Source organism: Streptomyces niphimycinicus (genome assembly GCF_018883605.1).
Taxonomy (GTDB): domain Bacteria; phylum Actinomycetota; class Actinomycetes; order Streptomycetales; family Streptomycetaceae; genus Streptomyces; species Streptomyces niphimycinicus.
Map to the genome: position 1 here is coordinate 1 of NZ_JAHLEM010000188.1, position 16,404 is coordinate 16,404.

The 16,404-nt window shown below is 70.5% G+C and carries 13 protein-coding genes; 7 read left to right on the forward strand and 6 right to left on the reverse strand.

The window, feature by feature from the left end; all coding sequences use genetic code 11:
* Window positions 1–1,235: DNA polymerase III subunit alpha (dnaE, locus tag KN815_RS18150; RefSeq protein ID WP_216342977.1), on the reverse strand; the 1,235-nt coding region annotated here is incomplete at its 3' end.
* A gap of 214 nt (window positions 1,236–1,449) precedes the next feature.
* Between dnaE and KN815_RS18155 the strand changes: the two genes are divergently transcribed.
* From KN815_RS18155 to KN815_RS18175, 5 genes are all read left to right on the forward strand, one after another.
* Entirely contained in the window at window positions 1,450–2,775 is a 1,326-nt protein-coding gene (locus tag KN815_RS18155) for a DUF2252 domain-containing protein (RefSeq protein ID WP_216342978.1), read from the forward strand.
* A 283-nt stretch (window positions 2,776–3,058) separates the two neighbouring features.
* Window positions 3,059–3,826, forward strand: a complete 768-nt coding sequence (locus KN815_RS18160; RefSeq protein ID WP_216342979.1) for a thioredoxin domain-containing protein — start codon at window positions 3,059–3,061, stop codon at window positions 3,824–3,826.
* Between the two features lie 43 nt (window positions 3,827–3,869).
* The gene (locus KN815_RS18165; RefSeq protein ID WP_253209064.1) at window positions 3,870–4,571 is read left to right on the forward strand and encodes a hypothetical protein; all 702 of its coding nucleotides are present in this window, start codon (window positions 3,870–3,872) and stop codon (window positions 4,569–4,571) included.
* Window positions 4,572–4,656: 85 nt separating this feature from the next.
* Window positions 4,657–5,490, forward strand: coding sequence for a thioredoxin domain-containing protein (locus tag KN815_RS18170; protein WP_216342980.1), 834 nt, complete (start codon window positions 4,657–4,659; stop codon window positions 5,488–5,490).
* Between the two features lie 201 nt (window positions 5,491–5,691).
* Window positions 5,692–7,335, forward strand: coding sequence for an alkaline phosphatase D family protein (locus KN815_RS18175; RefSeq protein ID WP_216342981.1), 1,644 nt, complete (start codon window positions 5,692–5,694; stop codon window positions 7,333–7,335).
* A 60-nt stretch (window positions 7,336–7,395) separates the two neighbouring features.
* On the opposite strand, the gene KN815_RS18180 is transcribed toward KN815_RS18175, so the two are convergent.
* Window positions 7,396–7,986 carry a dienelactone hydrolase family protein gene (locus KN815_RS18180; RefSeq protein WP_078640913.1) on the reverse strand — a complete coding sequence of 197 codons (591 nt, stop codon included), beginning with the start codon at window positions 7,984–7,986 and terminating at the stop codon, window positions 7,396–7,398.
* 119 nt (window positions 7,987–8,105) lie between these two features.
* Between KN815_RS18180 and KN815_RS18185 the strand changes: the two genes are divergently transcribed.
* Window positions 8,106–9,260: a mechanosensitive ion channel family protein gene (locus KN815_RS18185; protein WP_216342988.1), complete on the forward strand. Its 1,155-nt coding sequence runs from the start codon at window positions 8,106–8,108 to the stop codon at window positions 9,258–9,260.
* Between the two features lie 16 nt (window positions 9,261–9,276).
* Here KN815_RS18185 and KN815_RS18190 read toward each other — a convergent pair whose 3' ends face one another.
* The 4 genes from KN815_RS18190 to KN815_RS18205 all read right to left on the reverse strand — a co-directional run bounded on the left by KN815_RS18190 (window position 9,277) and on the right by KN815_RS18205 (window position 12,245).
* Window positions 9,277–9,741, reverse strand: a complete 465-nt coding sequence (locus KN815_RS18190; RefSeq protein ID WP_216342982.1) for a GNAT family N-acetyltransferase — start codon at window positions 9,739–9,741, stop codon at window positions 9,277–9,279.
* A complete protein-coding gene (locus tag KN815_RS18195; RefSeq protein ID WP_216342983.1) occupies window positions 9,738–10,679 on the reverse strand; it encodes an RluA family pseudouridine synthase in 942 nt (313 codons plus the stop codon). The genes KN815_RS18190 and KN815_RS18195 overlap by 4 nt, the downstream gene beginning before the upstream one ends.
* Window positions 10,680–10,746: 67 nt before the next feature.
* Window positions 10,747–11,334 (reverse strand): signal peptidase II, encoded by a 588-nt coding sequence (gene lspA, locus KN815_RS18200; protein ID WP_216342984.1) that lies wholly within the window; start codon window positions 11,332–11,334, stop codon window positions 10,747–10,749.
* A 71-nt stretch (window positions 11,335–11,405) separates the two neighbouring features.
* Window positions 11,406–12,245: a TraR/DksA family transcriptional regulator gene (locus tag KN815_RS18205; protein ID WP_216342985.1), complete on the reverse strand. Its 840-nt coding sequence runs from the start codon at window positions 12,243–12,245 to the stop codon at window positions 11,406–11,408.
* Window positions 12,246–12,842: 597 nt separating this feature from the next.
* Here KN815_RS18205 and ileS point away from each other — a divergent pair.
* The gene (gene ileS / locus KN815_RS18210) at window positions 12,843–15,980 is read left to right on the forward strand and encodes an isoleucine--tRNA ligase (RefSeq protein ID WP_216342986.1); all 3,138 of its coding nucleotides are present in this window, start codon (window positions 12,843–12,845) and stop codon (window positions 15,978–15,980) included.
* The last annotated feature ends 424 nt before the right edge of the window (window positions 15,981–16,404 follow it).

Sequence of the window (16,404 nt, forward strand, 5' to 3'; positions counted from 1 at the left end):
CGCTCGGGGTTGAGGAACCGCTCGAAGATCAGCCCGTGCTCGACCGGGTCGAGGTCGGTGATGCCCATCGCGTACGAGACGATCGAACCGGCCGCGGAGCCTCGGCCGGGGCCGACCGCGATGCCGTTGTTCTTGGCCCACATGATGAAGTCGGCGACCACGAGGAAGTACCCCGGGAACCCCATCTGGATGATGACGTCCATCTCGTACTCGGCGAGCTTCTGACGGTCCTCGGGGACGCCGCCGGGGAAGCGGCGGGCCATCCCCTTCTTGACCTCCTCCTGGAACCAGGTGACCTCGGTATACCCCTCGGGGACGTCGAACCGCGGCATCAGGTCGCGCTTTTCGAACCAGCCGGTGGCGTCGATCTGCTCGGCGACCAGCAGGGTGTTGGCGCACCCCTGCTGCCAGGCGTCGGAGGAGTCGATGGCGTACATCTCCTCCGTGGACTTCAGGTAGTAGCCGGTGCCGTCGAAGCGGAAGCGGTCCGGGTCGGAGAGGTTCTTACCGGTCTGGACGCACAGCAGCGCGTCATGCGCCACGGACTCGCGGGAGTAGGTGTAGTGCGAGTCGTTGGTGACCAGCGGCGGGATGTCCAGCTTCTTGCCGATCTCCAGCAGGCCGTCCCGGACCCGGCGCTCGATCTCGATGCCGTGGTCCATCAGCTCCAGGAAGTAACGCTCCTTGCCGAAGATGTCCTGGTACTCGGAGGCGGCCTTGAGCGCCTCGTCGAACTGGCCGAGCCGCAGCCGGGTCTGCAACTCGCCCGAGGGGCAGCCGGTGGAGGCGATCAGGCCCTCGGACCACTGGGCGATGGTCTCCTTGTCCATCCGCGGCCACTTGACGAAATAGCCCTCCATATAGGCGTCGGAGGAGAGCCGGAAGAGGTTGTGCAGACCGGTCTTGTTCGACGCCCAGATGGTCTTGTGGGTGTAACCACCGGAACCGGAGACGTCATCGCGCTTCTGATGCGGCTGGCCCCACTGGACCCGCCGCTTGTAGCGCCGCGACTCGGGCGCCACATACGCCTCGATCCCGATGATCGGTGTGACCCCGGCGCCCGTCGCCTGCTGGTAGAAGTCGTACGCGCCGTGGAGGTTGCCATGGTCGGTCATGGCGATGTGGGTCATGCCCATCTCGTTGCACGCGTTGAACATGTCCTTGAGCCGCGCCGCACCGTCCAGCAGCGAGTACTGGGTATGGACATGCAGGTGCGTGAAGGGCGGCTTGGTCACGGTGGAAGACCTCCGGCGAACAATCGATGACGGCAGGGCGAGACAGCTCCGAAGGTTACCCCTCCGCACTGACACGGGCCGGGCACTCACGAGTAGCCTCAGGCGTTGATCCCGACGGGTCATCCGGTCTTCCCGCGCACCCGGCGCGACGGAACATACCCTGTCGTATCTGCCACACCGATCACATCCCTCATGCCCCAGGAGGCGTTCCGCGATGCCGAACCAGCAGACCCAGGCGGAACAGCGCGGCGAGCACATCCTCGCCGTATTCGACACCGCCTTCGGCGAGCTGCTCGCCGCCGACCCGGCCGCCTTCCGCGTCAAGTTCCGGAAGATGGCCGCCTCGGCGTTCGCGTTCTACCGCGGCACCGCCTGTCTGTTCTATTCCGATGTGGAGCGGGAGCGCGCCGGCGGGCCGTACCTGGACGACCGCACCAGCCGGGTGTGGATCCACGGCGACCTCCACGCCGAGAACTTCGGCACCTACATGGACGCCAACGGCCGGCTGATCTTCAATGTGAACGACTTCGACGAGGCGTACGTCGGCCCCTTCACCTGGGACCTGAAGCGTTTCGCCGCCTCCGTGGCGCTCATCGGCTACACCAAGGCGCTCAGCGACGAGAAGATCAGCGAGCTGGTGCGGACGTACGCCGGCGCCTACCGCGAGCGCGTGCACGCCCTGGCCACCGGCGCCAAGAACGACGAGGTGCCGCCCTTCACCCTGGAGACCGCCGAGGGCCCGCTGCTGGACGCGCTGCGTGACGCCCGCTCGCTGACCCGCTTCGGGCTGCTGGACTCGATGACCGAGATCCGCGACTTCGAGCGCCGCTTCACGGCCGGCGGCGGGTCCATCGAGCTGGACGCGGCCACCCGCTACAAGGTCCTGGCCGCCTTCGACGGCTATCTGGAGACACTCCCCGAGTCCAGTCTCTCGCGCCCGGACTCCTACCGCGTCAAGGACGTCGTGGGCCGCCGGGGCATCGGCATCGGCAGCGCCGGGCTCCCCTCGTACAACATCCTTCTGGAGGGCAACAGCGACGCCCTGGAGAACGATGTGGTGATCTACATGAAGCAGGGGCAGACCCCGGCGGTCTCCCGGCACATCACCGACGAGCAGGTGCGGTCGTACTTCCAGCACGAGGGCCACCGCACGGTGATCTCCCAGCGCGCGCTCCAGGCCCACGCCGACCCGTGGCTGGGCTGGACCGAGCTGGACGGGGCGGGGCAACTGGTCGCCGAGGTGTCGCCGTACGCGGTGGACCTCGACTGGTCCGATATCGACGACCCGGCCGAGATCGCGGCGGTCGTGGCCGACCTGGGGCGGGCCACGGCCACCATGCACGCGGCCGCCGACGACCAGAGCGGCCACTCGCTGGTGCCGTTCTCCACCGAGCGCGCCATCGACGCGGTGATCGCCGCCGACGAGGACGGCTTCGCCGACCTCCTGGTGGACTTCGCGCACTCTTACGGTGCCCGCGCCCGGGCCGACCACCAGATCTTCGTGGACCTCTTCCGCAACGGCCGCATCCCCGGGCTCTGATCGCCAGGCCGGGCTCCGATCGTCACCCGGCCATGGTCGCTGTCTGCTCGCCCCCCTATCGTTACCGGTCATGTGGCCTGGACAGCAGCCGCCGGGGGGCGAGCAGAACCCGCAGCAGAACCCGTATCAGCAGCCGGAGCAGCCGGAGCACCCGCAGCCGGGTCATCCGCCGCCTCCGTCCCAGCCCCCGGGCTTCCCGCCCGCTCCCCCGCCGCCCGGCCCGGGCGGCGCGCCCTGGGGTGGCGCTCCCGCCCCGGCGGACCCACAGCGCAAGGCCGGGCTCATGGCCGTGGTGGGGGTGACGGTGGCCGCCGCGGTGGTCGCGGGCGTTCTCGTGATCACGGATGACGACAAGGACTCCAGGGCCGGTTCCGCGAACGATGTCGTCCAGAGCCCGCCGGGAGCGCCGGGCCCGGACGGCTCCGGTGGCTCACAGGGCCCGGGAAACCTCGTCGCGCCCGCCCACAGCTCCGGTCCGAGCGGCACCACCGTGGTGATCGGCGAGGCCGGTGCGGGGCACACCCTCGACGTCTACGAGGACGTGCGCTGCCCGCCGTGCGCCTCCTTCGACCAGGGGGTCGGGCCGACCATCGCCAAGGACATCAAGGCCGGCAAGTACAAGGTCTCGTTCCACTTCGCCGCCATCCTCGACAAGAGCATGGGCGGCAACGGCTCCGCGAACGCCCTGAGCGCCCTCGGGGCGGCGCTGGACGTGAGCCCCGACGCCTTCCTCGACTACAAGGCCGCCCTGATGTCGTCGAAGAACCACCCCGAGGAGAGCAAGGACTCCTACGCCGACGACAGCCGTCTGCTGGCCGTCTCCCAGGAGGTGTACGCGCTCAAGACGAACGCCTCCTTCCGGGAGGCTCTGCGCGAGGGCACCTACGACCCCTGGGCGAAGAAGATGATCGCCGACTTCGACGCCTCCGGGGTGAACAGCACCCCCGCCGTCAAGCTCGACGGCTCCCAGCTCACCGGCAGCGGCGGCGCCACCCCGATGACCGCGACGGAGTTCACGGAAGCGGTGAACAAGCAGGTCAAGGGCGGTTAGCCGACCGCCGGGCCGATTCTTCACATGGTCCCTACAGCCGTTCATGGCAGAATTCGAAGTCATGGACGGCACCGGACCGCAGCTCAGGACAGTGCGCGCGGCGCTCTTCACGGCGCTGTGCGTCACGCTGTCCTCGGCTTCGCATGTCCTGCTGTCGCGGACCCCGCTGCCGCTGGGCACCGTCGGCGCGCTCTCGGTGGCCGTCTTCGCCGTCGCGTACGCCCTCGCGGGCCGGGAGCGGGGCTTCTGGTCCATAGCCGCCCTGCTGATCCCGCTGGAGCTGGCCGCCGACACGATCTTCACCACCGGCCAGCAGGCGTGTTACGGACCGTCCGGCGGCCCCGTGGCGGGCTCCCTGCGCTCCATGGGGGTCACCGTGCTGTGCAGCGGCGGCGATCTCGGCAGCCCGCTGCCCGGGATCTCCCAGAACGGGATCGGCACCCCCCTGGCCGCCACCGTGAGCTCCGCCACCCCCTGGCTGCTGCTCGCCGCGCATATCGCGGTGGGTCTGCTCGCCTCGGCCTGGCTGCGGCGCGGCGAGGCCGCCCTGAGCCGTCTGCTGGCCTCCCTGGCCGCCTTCGCCTTCCGGCCGCTGCTGCTGGCCGTCGCGGTCCACGCCGCGGCCCTGCGGCCCCTTCGCCGCCCGGCCCCGCGGTCCGTACGGCCCGTGCGCCCGGCTCCGGCGCTCCCTCTCCTCGTGCACTCCGTGGTGCGTCGTGGACCGCCCTGCTCGGCCGCTGCCTGAGCACAGCTCGGCCACTGCCCGAGCACAGCGATCCACACCCCCGTACGCCTTACCGACGACGCACACCCACGGAGATCGATCCATCATGAGCAACCGCAACAACCAGCAGAACAAGCAGGCCGCGCGCGAACGGCTGCGCGCCGAGCGTGAGCGCCAGGCCAAGAAGGACCGCACGCGGCGCCAGTTGTTCGTCGGCGGCGCGGTCGTCGCGGTCCTCGCGATAGCCGGCGGCATCGGCTACGCCGTCACCAGCATGGACTCGTCGGACAACAACGCCCAGAAGTGGCGGACGGCGGCCGAGAAGAAGCCGTTCGCGAAGCCCGCCAACGCCACCGGCCCCCAGGGCACCACGGTCGTCATCGGCGACAAGAAGGCCAAGAACACGCTGCACATCTACGAGGACATGCGCTGCCCGGCCTGTGCCCAGTTCGAGAAGCTCACCGGCCCGACGGTGCTCAAGGACATCAAGGACGGCACCTACAAGGCGCAGTTCACCATGGGCACCTTCCTGGACGACTTCAACAAGCAGCAGCCCGGCGTCGGCTCGAAGAACGCGCTGAGCGCGCTCGGCGCGGCCCTCAATGTCAGCCCGCAGGCGTTCCTGGACTACAAGGAGGCGCTATACGCGCCGAAGAACCACCCGCAGGAGACCGATGACGCCTTCGCGAAGGACCAGAAGCTGATCGACGTCGCCCAGCAGGTCAAGGAGCTGAAGGGCAACACGGCGTTCGAGAAGGCCGTGAAGAACGGCACCTACGACCGGTGGGCGCTGGCCATGTCCAAGACGTTCAACGACACCAAGGACGTCCACAGCACCCCGACCTTCAAGCTCAACGGGAAGAAGCTGGAGGTGGGCCAGAACCCGCCGATGACCCCGGACCAGTTCACCCCGCTCGTCCAGAAGGAGCTCAAGAAGTAGCGTCCGGCCCTTCCCGGCCGAGTCGGCGGGCGTGCCCCTGGGCGCGCCCGCCGACGGCGTTATGGCCCGGCGACGACGGCAGCGGCAGCGGTGACCCGGCAGCCGCGGTGGTGCCCTCACGCCCACGACGGTGATGACCTGGCGGCGACGGGTGGGCGAACATCCCCCAAGCCCCCTGTCCCCGCCCGCTACTTGTCAGTAATGTCCTCGGCCGTGACCGACCTCCACATCTCGCGCCGCAGCGCCGTCACGGCCGCGGCGGCCGCCGCCGCCCTGCTGCCCCTCGTCCCCGGACCCGTCGCCAACGCCGGCTCCGGGCCCGCCTTTCTGCACGGCGTCGCCTCGGGTGACCCGCTGCCCGACGGGATCCTGCTGTGGACCCGTATCACGCCCGTCCCCGACGCCGTGCCCGGTTCGGGGCGCGGCCCGGCCATCGAGGTGACCTGGGAGGTCGCCGAGGACCGGGACTTCCGCTCGGTCGTCGCCCGCGGCACCGTCAAGGCCGCCACCGGCACCGACCACACCGTCAAGGCCGATGTGCGCGGGCTGCGGCCCGCCACCGACTACTTCTACCGCTTCGGCGTGGACGGCGGCGTCCGCTCCCCCGTGGGGCGCACCCGCACCACCCCCGCGCACGACGCCGCGGCCGACGGGGTCCGCTTCGGCGTGGTCTCCTGCGCCAACTGGGAGTCGGGCTGGTTCTCCCCGTACCGCCATCTGGCCGCCCGTACCGACCTGGAGGCGGTGCTCCATCTCGGCGACTACATCTACGAGTACAAGAGCGGCGAATACCCGGAGGCCAAGGGCGTCGTCCGCCCGCACGCCCCCACCCACGAGATCGTCACGCTCGCCGACTACCGCGTCCGGCACGGGAACTACAAGACCGACCCCGACGCCCAGGCGCTGCACGCCGCGCTCCCCCTGATCGCGATATGGGACGACCACGAGTTCGCCAACGACGCCTGGTCCGGCGGGGCGGAGAACCACACGCCCGGCACCGAGGGGGCGTGGGCGCAGCGGGTGGCCGCCGCCAAGCAGGCGTACTTCGAGTGGATGCCGGTGCGGCCCTCCACCCAGGGCACCACCTACCGGCGGCTGCGCTACGGCACCCTCGCCGATCTCCATCTGCTCGATCTGCGCTCGTTCCGCTCCCAGCAGGCGGCCACCGGCAGCGGCGACGTGGACGACCCGGAGCGCACCCTGACCGGGCGCGCCCAGCTCGACTGGCTGAAGTCGGGCCTGACCGCCTCGGACACCACCTGGCGGCTGGTGGGCAACTCGGTGATGATCTCACCGGTCGCCTTCGGGGCCCTCCCCGCCGAGCTGCTGGGCCCGCTCGCCGAGCTGCTGGGGCTGCCCAAGGGCGGCCTGGCCATCAACACCGACCAGTGGGACGGCTATACGGACGACCGGCGCGAGCTGCTCGCCCACCTCACCGACCACGCGATCGGCAACACGGTCTTCCTCACCGGTGACATCCATATGGCGTGGGCCAACGACGTACCGGTGAAGGCCGCCACCTATCCGCTCTCCCGGTCGGCCGCGACCGAGTTCGTGGTCACCTCGGTGACCTCGGACAACCTCGACGATCTGCTCCATGTGGCACCGCACACGGTGTCGTTGGCCGCGGCCGCCGCGATCAAGGTCGCCAACCGCCATGTGAAGTGGGTGGACATGGACTCGCACGGCTACGGCGTGCTCGATGTCACTCCTCAGCGGGCCCAGATGGACTACTACACCGTCTCCGACAAGACCGACCGCAACGCCACGACCGCCTGGGCGCGGTCGTACCGCACCCAGGCGGGCAGCCAGCGGGTCGAGCGCGCCGACGCACCGGCGCGCTGACGGACCGGCGCGCTGACGGACCGGTTCACGGCCGGACCGGTTCACGGCCGGGTCACCGGCTCAGAGGCCGGCCAGGAAGCCGAGCGCCACCCGCCAGGTGGCCTCGGCGGCCTCCTTGTCGTAGTCCGGCAGCTCGGGGTCGGTGAAGATATGCCCGGCCCCGGCGTAGCGGAAGACCTCCACATCGGCACCGGCCCGCCGCATCCGCAGATACCAGGCGTTGAGCCAGTCGTGTGGCTCGAACGGGTCGGGGTCGGCCACATGCAGTTGCACCGGCAGCTCATCGACCGTGGTGTCGTCGGCGATGTCGGAGGTGCCGTGCAGCAGAAGCAGTCCGCGCGCCTTGTCGTCGGCCAGCGCCAGGTTCTGCGCCAGGGCGCCGCCGAGCGAGAACCCGGCGTAGACCAGCCCGCGGTCCGAGTACGGCGCGGCGGCGGTGATGGCCCGTTTCAGCAGCTCGTCGCGGCCGATCCGCTCCTTGATCACCATGCCGTCCTCGACGGTTTCGGCGGTCTGCCCCTCGTACAGGTCCGGCACGACCACCTCATGCCCGGCCGCGCGCAGTCGGTCGGCCGCCTCCTGTACGGCGGGCCGCAGCCCGTACGCGGAGTGGAACAGAACAATCGTCGAGGTATCGGCCACCGCTGTCACTTTCCTTTCCGTGGATCGCCCCCTCCCATCGTGCCAGTCCCGGTCTGAGGACACCGGATCCGGGGAAGGCGGCACAGGACACCCGGAGTCTGTCCGAGGGAAGGATGAATTAGGTGTCCATGGAGGACGTGCTGCGTCCGCTCGTCGTCATCGGCGGCTCACTGGCCATCACGCTGTTCATCGGCTGGGCCGTCGACTGGCTGCTGCGGAGGGTCGATGCCCGGCACCCGGAGACCCCCTTGTGGGGCCATCTGCGCGGCTGCCGGCTTCCGCTCCAGGTGACCGTGTGCACGGCGCTGCTGAGCGGTTCGTACGACAAGACGCGGGCGAGGGTCGTCCAGGAGCATGAGCCGGCGATCGGCCGGCTGCTCGCGCTGGTGCTGATCGCGGCGACGGCATGGCTGGTGGTGCGGGTCTCCTCGGCCGTCGTGGAGTCCTCCTACTTCCGCTACGCCTCCAGCGCGCACGACGCCGCGCGGGTGCGCCGGGTGCGCACCCAGGTGACGCTGATCCAGCGGGTGGTGGCCGCGATCGTCGGCGTGGTGGCGGTCTCCGCCATGCTGCTGACCTTCCCGGCGATGCGCACGGTCGGCACCTCCATGCTGGCCTCCGCCGGGATCCTCGGTGTGGTCGCCGGTGTCGCCGCCCAGTCCACGCTGGGAAACCTCTTCGCCGGGCTCCAGATCGCCTTCGGCGACATGGTGCGGATCGGCGACACGGTGGTCGTGGACGGCGAGTGGGGCACGGTCGAGGAGATCACGCTGACCTTCCTGTCCGTACGGACCTGGGACGAGCGCCGGATCACCATGCCGGTGTCGTACTTCACCAACAAGCCGTTCGAGAACTGGTCGCGGGGCGGCACCCAGAAGCTGGCCACCGTCCTCTTCCATCTCGACCACACGGCGCCGATCGAGGAGATGCGGGAGCGGCTGCGCGAGATCGTGCAGAAGTCCCCGGCCTGGGACGGCCGGGACTGGAACCTGGTGGTGACGGACACCACCCCGAGCACCATCGTGGTACGGGCGCTCATCACGGCGCGGGACCCGGACGACGCCTGGACCGTGCGCTGTGAGGTGCGCGAGAAGATGATCACGTGGCTGCGGGACGCCCATCCGCACGCCCTGCCGCGCATCGCCACCGCCCCGGCGGCCCAGCCCCCGCCGACGCCGCTGGAGCGCGAGCGGGGCCGTGAGCTGCATGACCGCCACGACCACCACGACCGTCTGGCCCGCTTCGAGGACGGGCTCCGCAAGGACGCCCGGCACCCGCGGTGAGGGCGCTGCCGGGCCGCTACAGCGGCCGTCGCATCGCGCGGTGCGGGATGCCGCTGCCCTCGTCGAACTCGGGGCCGAACGCCTCGTAGCCCAGCCGCTCGTAGAAGCCGAGCGCATGGGTCTGGGATTCCAGATAGACCTCGGCCAGACCGCGCCGGTGGGCCTCCGCCTCGACGGCCCGGACCAGGTCGGCCCCCAGCCCCGTGCCCCGCGCGGCCTTGGCCACCGCGAGGCGGCCGAGAACGGCGGTGGTGGCGCCGTCGACACCGGCATGGGCGTACTTCTTGTTTGCGGCAGCGCCGTGCAGAAAGCGCGCGGTGCCCACCGGGCGGCCCGCGCCGTCGGTGGCCAGGAGGTGGACGGCGTGCACGTCGTACGCGTCCATCTCCTCCTCCTCGGGGATCCGCTGCTCCACCACGAAGACCTCCCGGCGGACCGCGAAGCAGCCGGACAGGTCCCCGTCGGCCACGACCTCGATCACGAACTCTCGGCCTTCACGATGTCCAGTGCCGTGCGCAGATCGTCCGGGTAGGCGCTCTCGAACTCGACCCACCCGCCGTGCGCGGGGTGCTCGAAGCCGAGCCGCATGGCGTGCAGCCACTGCCGGGTCAGCTTCAGCCGCTTGGCGAGCGTCGGGTCCGCGCCGTAGGTGAGGTCGCCGACGCAGGGGTGGCGGTGGGCCGCCATATGCACCCGGATCTGGTGGGTGCGGCCGGTCTCCAGCTTGATGTCCAGCAGGCTCGCGGCCCGGAACGCCTCGATGAGGTCGTAGTGGGTGACGCTCGGCTTGCCGTCCGCCGTCACCGCCCACTTGTAGTCGTGCTGCGGATGGCGCCCGATCGGGGCGTCGATGGTGCCGCTCAGCGGGTCCGGGTGGCCCTGGACCAGCGCGTGGTAGCGCTTGTCCACGGTGCGCTCGCGGAATGCCTGCTTGAGCACGGAGTACGCGAGCTCGGACTTGGCGACGACCATGAGCCCGGAGGTGCCGACGTCCAGCCGGTGCACGATCCCCTGGCGCTCGGCGGCGCCCGAGGTGGAGACGCGGAAACCGGCGGCCGCGAGCCCGCCGATCACGGTGGGGCCGGTCCAGCCGGGGCTGGGGTGGGCGGCGACGCCGACCGGCTTGGAGACGACCACGATGTCCTCGTCGTCGTGCACGATCTCCATGCCCTCGACGGGCTCGGCGACGACCCGCACCGGCGGCGCGGCCTGCGGCAACTCGACCTCGAGCCAGGCACCCCCTGAGACCCGGTCGGACTTCCCGGCGACGCTGCCGTCGAGCTGCACCTTTCCGGCGGCGGCCAGCTCGGCCGCCTTGGTCCGGGAGAAGCCGAACATGCGGGCGATCGCGGCGTCGACGCGCTCGCCCTCCAGACCGTCCGGTACGGGCAGGGTGCGGATCTCGGGAATCGTACTCACCCGACGAGTATGCCGGACCGGAGGCACCGGTTCGTACGCCCGTCGGATACCGGCCGCCGGGCCCTGGTCAGTCCTTGTGGACGGTGCCGTCCGGGTCGAGACCGCGGAAGGACAGGATCACGATCAGGAAGCCGCCGCAGACGATGGCCGAGTCGGCGAGGTTGAAGACCGCGAAGTGGGAGGGCGCGATGAAGTCCACGACCGCCCCCTGGAGGTCCCCGGGCGCCCGGAAGATCCGGTCGGTGAGATTGCCGAAGGCGCCGCCGAGCAGCAGACCGAGCGCGATGGCCCAGGGCAGGCTGTGGAGCTTGCGGGCCAGCCGGGCGATCACCACGATGACGCCGACCGCGATCACCGTGAAGACGATGGTCATGGCCTCGCCGAAGCCGAAGGCCGCACCCCGGTTGCGGATCACCTCGAACTGAAGCCAGGTGCCGATCACCTCGACCGGAGCGTGGTGCTCCAGCTTCGCGACCACGGCCAGCTTGCTGACCAGATCGATCAGATAGGCCAGCGCCGCGACCGTGAGGAGCACGCCGACGCGCCGCTTCCCCCTGTCCGCCGCGGCCTCATCGGCTCCGGCGGCGCTGGTCCCGGCACCCTCCTCTGCCTTCCCCGCATCCGGCGTACCGATGGCCTGCTCCGCCTCTGTCACGTGAGTCCCTCAACTCGTCCGGGCCAGTCTCCCCCTGTGAGGGACGAGGGTACGGCACATGCGTACGGGCGTCAGCGCCGCTCCTGACGCTGCTTGCACTCGACACACAGCGTGGCCCTGGGGAACGCCTGCATCCGGGCCTTGCCGATCGCATTGCCGCAGTTCTCGCACAGCCCGTAGGTGCCGGTGTCCAGCCGGTCCAGGGCCCGCTCGGTCTGGAGCAGCATCTCGCGGGCGTTTCCGGCCAGGGCCATCTCGTGCTCGCGGGTGATGTTCTTGGTGCCGGTGTCGGCCTGGTCGTCACCGGCGCCGTCACCGGAGTCGCGCATCAGCCCGGTGATCGCCTGCTCGGAGGCGAGGATCTCGGTGCGCAGCCGGCCGGCCTCGGTCAGCAGCCCGGCGCGCGCCTCGTCCACCTCCTCGGCGGACCAGGGGTCCTCGCCCGGGCGGACCGCGAGGTCGCTGGGGTCGACGGGCGCGCCCGCCGCACGGGCCTTGGGCAGGGGGGGTGCGGTCGTCGTGGCCTTCTTGCCGGTCGGCGCACCACCCGGAGTCTTCTTCGCAACCACTTTCCTGGCTCCCGTCTTCTTCGCGGGCACCGCCTTGTCGGCGGGCGCGGCCTTCCTGGCCGTGGTCTTACCGGCCGTGGTCTGCCCGGCCACGGTCTCCTCGGCCGCGCCCTCCTCGGTCGGCGCGACCGTCTTGGCGGATGCGTGCTTCCTGGTGGGCGTCTCCGAGTTCTTCCTCGGGGCGCTCTTCCCGGCCGCCTTGGCGGCGCCTTGCGCGGCGGCTCCGGCGGGGGCCGCGGTCGTGTTGTTGACGGCCTTCTTGCCCGAGGCGCTCTTCTTGCCGGGCGCGGCCTTCGTCGCCTTCGCCGTGCTTTTCTGCACGGCGGTCTTTCTCGCCACCATGGCCGCGGCCCCTTCACATATTGTGATCTTGCGCGCGAATCGTTCCGGAACGATAAATCGACTCCGGGCGGGCGGCAACGGGGCACGCCGCCCGATTCGCCCGGCTTGCCCGTTCGACAACCCGGTCCCCACCTTTGTGCCCCACTCCGCGTCCGGTAATCCGTCCGGAATCCGGCACCCACCGGTGACCCTGCGTGACGACCGCGGCCACGGCACCCGGCGTATCGCCATTCGGGTCAACCCCCGGAGCCGGCCGTCCCCCACTCGGCGCAGCGGGTATTCGGTCGGCCCGGGCCTCCCCGGCCCCGTACACTGGGGCGCAGCGAGAGGCGTGGATGGGGACGAGTAGCGTCGCAGGCGGCCCAGAGCGACCCGGGGACGGTGTGAGCCCGGGGGCGAGCGCGATGTGAAGGATCACCCCGGAGCCGCCGGAAGAACGCCCGCAGTGGGTCAGTAGAACCGGCATCGCGATCCCAATGAGGGGGCCGGGAGCCGACCAGCTACCGGTCAAGGAGGGTGGTACCGCGGGAGCGCACGGCTCTCGTCCCTCCGACGGAAACGGAAGAGCACGTGTCCGCCGGAGGAAGAAGAGCCCCGATGACGCCGCAGTACCGCCAGGTGCCCGCCCAGGTCGACCTGCCCGCCCTCGAGCACGCCGTGCTCGACTTCTGGCGGGAGAACAAGATCTTCGCCCGTAGCCTCGAGCAGTCCGAGGGCCGGCCCGAGTGGGTCTTCTACGAGGGCCCCCCGACCGCGAACGGCATGCCGGGCGCCCACCACATCGAGGCCCGCGTCTTCAAGGACGTCTTCCCGCGCTTCCGCACCATGCGGGGCTACCACGTCGACCGTAAGGCGGGCTGGGACTGCCATGGCCTGCCGGTCGAGCTGGCGGTCGAGAAGGAGCTGGGCTTCAACGGCAAGAAGGACATCGAGGCGTACGGCATCGCCGAGTTCAACGCCAAGTGCCGGGAGTCCGTCACCCGGCACACCGACGCCTTCGCCGAGCTCACCACGCGGATGGGCTACTGGACCGACCTCGACGGCGCGTACTGGACCATGAACCCCGGCTATATCGAGTCGGTGTGGTGGTCCCTGAAGGAGATCTTCGACAAGGGGCTGCTGGTCCAGGACCACCGGGTCGCCCCCTGGTGCCCGCGCTGCGGCACCGGGCTGTCCGACCATGAGCTGGCCCAGGGCTATGAGACGGTCGTCGACCCCTCGGTCTTCGTCCGCTTCCCGCTGACCTCGGGCCCGCTGGCGGGCGAGGCGGCGCTGCTGGTGTGGACGACCACACCGTGGACCCTGGTCTCCAACACCGCCGTGGCCGCGCATCCGCAGGTGCGCTATGTGGTCGCCACCAACGGCGAGGAGAAGCTGGTCGTCGCCGAGCCGCTGGTCGGGCAGGCGCTCGGCGAGGACTGGACGGTCACCGGGGAGTCCTTCACCGGGGCCGAGATGGAGCGCTGGACCTATCGGCGCCCCTTCGAGCTGGTGGAGATCCCGGACGCGCACTTCGTCGTCAACGCCGAGTATGTGACGACCGAGGACGGCACCGGTCTGGTCCACCAGTCCCCCGCCTTCGGCGAGGACGACCTGCTGACCTGCCGGGCCTACGGTCTGCCGGTGGTCAACCCGGTCCGCCCGGACGGCACCTTCGAGGAAGGACTGGAGCTGATCGGCGGCCAGTTCTTCAAGAAGGCCGACGAGGCGCTCACGGCGGACCTGAAGGACCGCGGACTGCTGTTCCGGCATGTGCCGTACGAGCACAGCTACCCGCACTGCTGGCGCTGCCACACCGCGCTGCTCTACTACGCCCAGCCGTCCTGGTACATCCGCACCACCGCGATCAAGGACGCGCTGCTGCGGGAGAACGAGAAGACCAACTGGTATCCGGAATCGGTCAAGACCGGTCGCTATGGCGACTGGCTCAATAACAACATCGACTGGGCGCTGTCGCGCAATCGCTACTGGGGCACTCCGCTGCCCATCTGGCGCTGCGCCGAGTCCCATCTCACCTGCGTCGGCTCCCTCGCCGAGCTCTCCGAGCTGACCGGCTCCGACCAGAGCGATCTGGACCCGCACCGCCCGTACATCGACGACATCACCTTCACCTGCACCGCCGACGGCTGCTCGCTGACGGCCGAGCGGGTGCCCGAGGTGATCGACGCCTGGTACGACTCGGGCTCGATGCCGTTCGCGCAGTACGGCTACCCGTACCGGAACAAGGAGCTCTTCGAGAGCCGCTACCCGGCGCAGTTCATCTCCGAGGCCATCGACCAGACCCGCGGCTGGTTCTACACGCTGATGGCGGTCGGCACGCTCGTCTTCGACAAGTCCTCGTACGAGAACGTGGTCTGCCTCGGTCACATCCTGGCCGAGGACGGCCGCAAGATGTCCAAGCACCTGGGCAACATCCTTCAGCCGATCCCGCTGATGGATCAGCACGGCGCCGACGCGGTCCGCTGGTTCATGGCCGCGGGCGGCTCGCCGTGGGCGGCCCGGCGGGTGGGCCACGGCACCATCCAGGAGGTCGTGCGCAAGACACTGCTCACCTACTGGAACACGGTCGCCTTCCAGGCGCTGTACGCCCGCACCTCGGGCTGGGCGCCGTCCGCGGCCGACCCGGCCCCGGCCGAGCGGCCGCTGCTGGACCGCTGGCTGCTGGGCGAACTGGGCACGCTCACCGAGCAGGTCACCGAGGCCCTGGAGGCGTACGACACCCAGCGCGCCGGAAAGCTGCTGTCGGCCTTCGTCGACGATCTGTCCAACTGGTACGTGCGCCGCTCCCGCCGCCGCTTCTGGCAGGGCGACGCCGCCGCGCTGCGCACCCTGCACGATGTCATCGAGACGGTCACCCGGCTGATGGCGCCCCTGGTGCCCTTCATCACCGAGCGGGTCTGGCAGGACCTGGTCGTCCCGGTGGTCCCGGAGGCCCCCGCCTCCGTCCACCTGACCACCTGGCCGGAGCCGGACCGGTCGATGATCGACCCGGCCCTCTCGGCGCAGATGGCGCTGGTGCGGCGCCTGGTGGAGCTGGGGCGCGCGACCCGCGCGGAGTCCGGTGTGAAGACGCGCCAGCCGCTCTCGCGCGCGCTGGTCGCGGCGGCCGGCTTCGAAACCCTCGGCGCCGAACTGCGCGCCCAGATCGAGGAGGAGCTGAACGTCTCCTCACTCGCCTCGCTGAGCGAGGTCGGCGGCTCCCTGGTCGACACGACCGCGAAGGCCAACTTCCGCGCCCTGGGCAAACGGTTCGGCAAGGGCACCCAGCCGGTCGCCAAGGCGATCGCGGAGGCGGAAGCCGCCGCGCTGTCGCTCGCGCTGCGCGAGGGGAACGCGTCGGTCCTGGTGGACGGCGAGACGGTGGCCCTCTCCCCCGACGAGGTCATCATCACCGAGACCCCGCGCGAGGGCTGGTCGGTCGCCTCCGACGCGGGCGCCACGGTCGCCCTCGACCTGGAGATCACCCCGGAGCTGCGCCGCGCGGGCCTCGCCCGTGATGCGATCCGGCTGATCCAGGAGGCCCGTAAGAACAGCGGGCTGGACGTGGCCGACCGGATCGCGCTGCGGTGGGAGACGGCGGACGAGGAGCTGCGGCAGGCGCTCACGGATCACGCGGGCCTGATCGCGGACGAGGTCCTCGCGACCGACTTCGCCACCGGCGAGGCCGACGCCGCCTACGGCACCCCCTTCGAGGACGCCCCCCTGGGCCTGACCTTCCGCCTCCGCAAGGCGTAACGCTCGGGCGAGAGCTGTATTCCCCTACCCGCCCCTTCCCGGCCCCTGTCGATATGCGGCTCCGCCGCGCGTGGGGCTCCGCCCCGGACCCCGGTCCTCAATCGCCGGACGGGCTGATATTCAGCCCGTCCGGCGATTGAGGACACGCCCGAAGGGCGTCCGGGGTCAGGGGCGAAGCCCCTGTTCGGGAAGGGGCGGGTAGGGGAAAGCCCCCCCAACACCCCACCCGCACAGCAAAGGGCCGGGCCCCAGGAGTCTGCTCCTGGGGCCCGGCCCTCGTGATTGCCGAACGCTCCGCGCTAGGCGGCCCGCATCAGTATCAGTTGTCGTCCTCGTCGATGAGGAAGCCCCGCATCGGGCTGGGCGCCTGCTGCATCGGCTGCGGACTCTGCGGCCGCACCGGTGCCATCGGCTGGGTCATCGC

Excerpts from the sequence above, each read along its gene's own strand:
- KN815_RS18165 (WP_253209064.1), top strand. The coding sequence starts at position 3,870 with ATGGCAGAATTCGAAGTCATGGACGGCACCGGACCGCAGCTCAGGACA.
- KN815_RS18155 (WP_216342978.1), top strand. The coding sequence starts at position 1,450 with ATGCCGAACCAGCAGACCCAGGCGGAACAGCGCGGCGAGCACATCCTC.
- KN815_RS18175 (WP_216342981.1), top strand. The coding sequence starts at position 5,692 with ATGTCCTCGGCCGTGACCGACCTCCACATCTCGCGCCGCAGCGCCGTC.
- ileS (WP_216342986.1), top strand. The coding sequence starts at position 12,843 with ATGACGCCGCAGTACCGCCAGGTGCCCGCCCAGGTCGACCTGCCCGCC.
- KN815_RS18170 (WP_216342980.1), top strand. The coding sequence starts at position 4,657 with ATGAGCAACCGCAACAACCAGCAGAACAAGCAGGCCGCGCGCGAACGG.
- KN815_RS18185 (WP_216342988.1), top strand. The coding sequence starts at position 8,106 with ATGGAGGACGTGCTGCGTCCGCTCGTCGTCATCGGCGGCTCACTGGCC.
- KN815_RS18205 (WP_216342985.1), bottom strand. The coding sequence starts at position 12,245 with ATGGTGGCGAGAAAGACCGCCGTGCAGAAAAGCACGGCGAAGGCGACG.
- KN815_RS18160 (WP_216342979.1), top strand. The coding sequence starts at position 3,059 with ATGGCCGTGGTGGGGGTGACGGTGGCCGCCGCGGTGGTCGCGGGCGTT.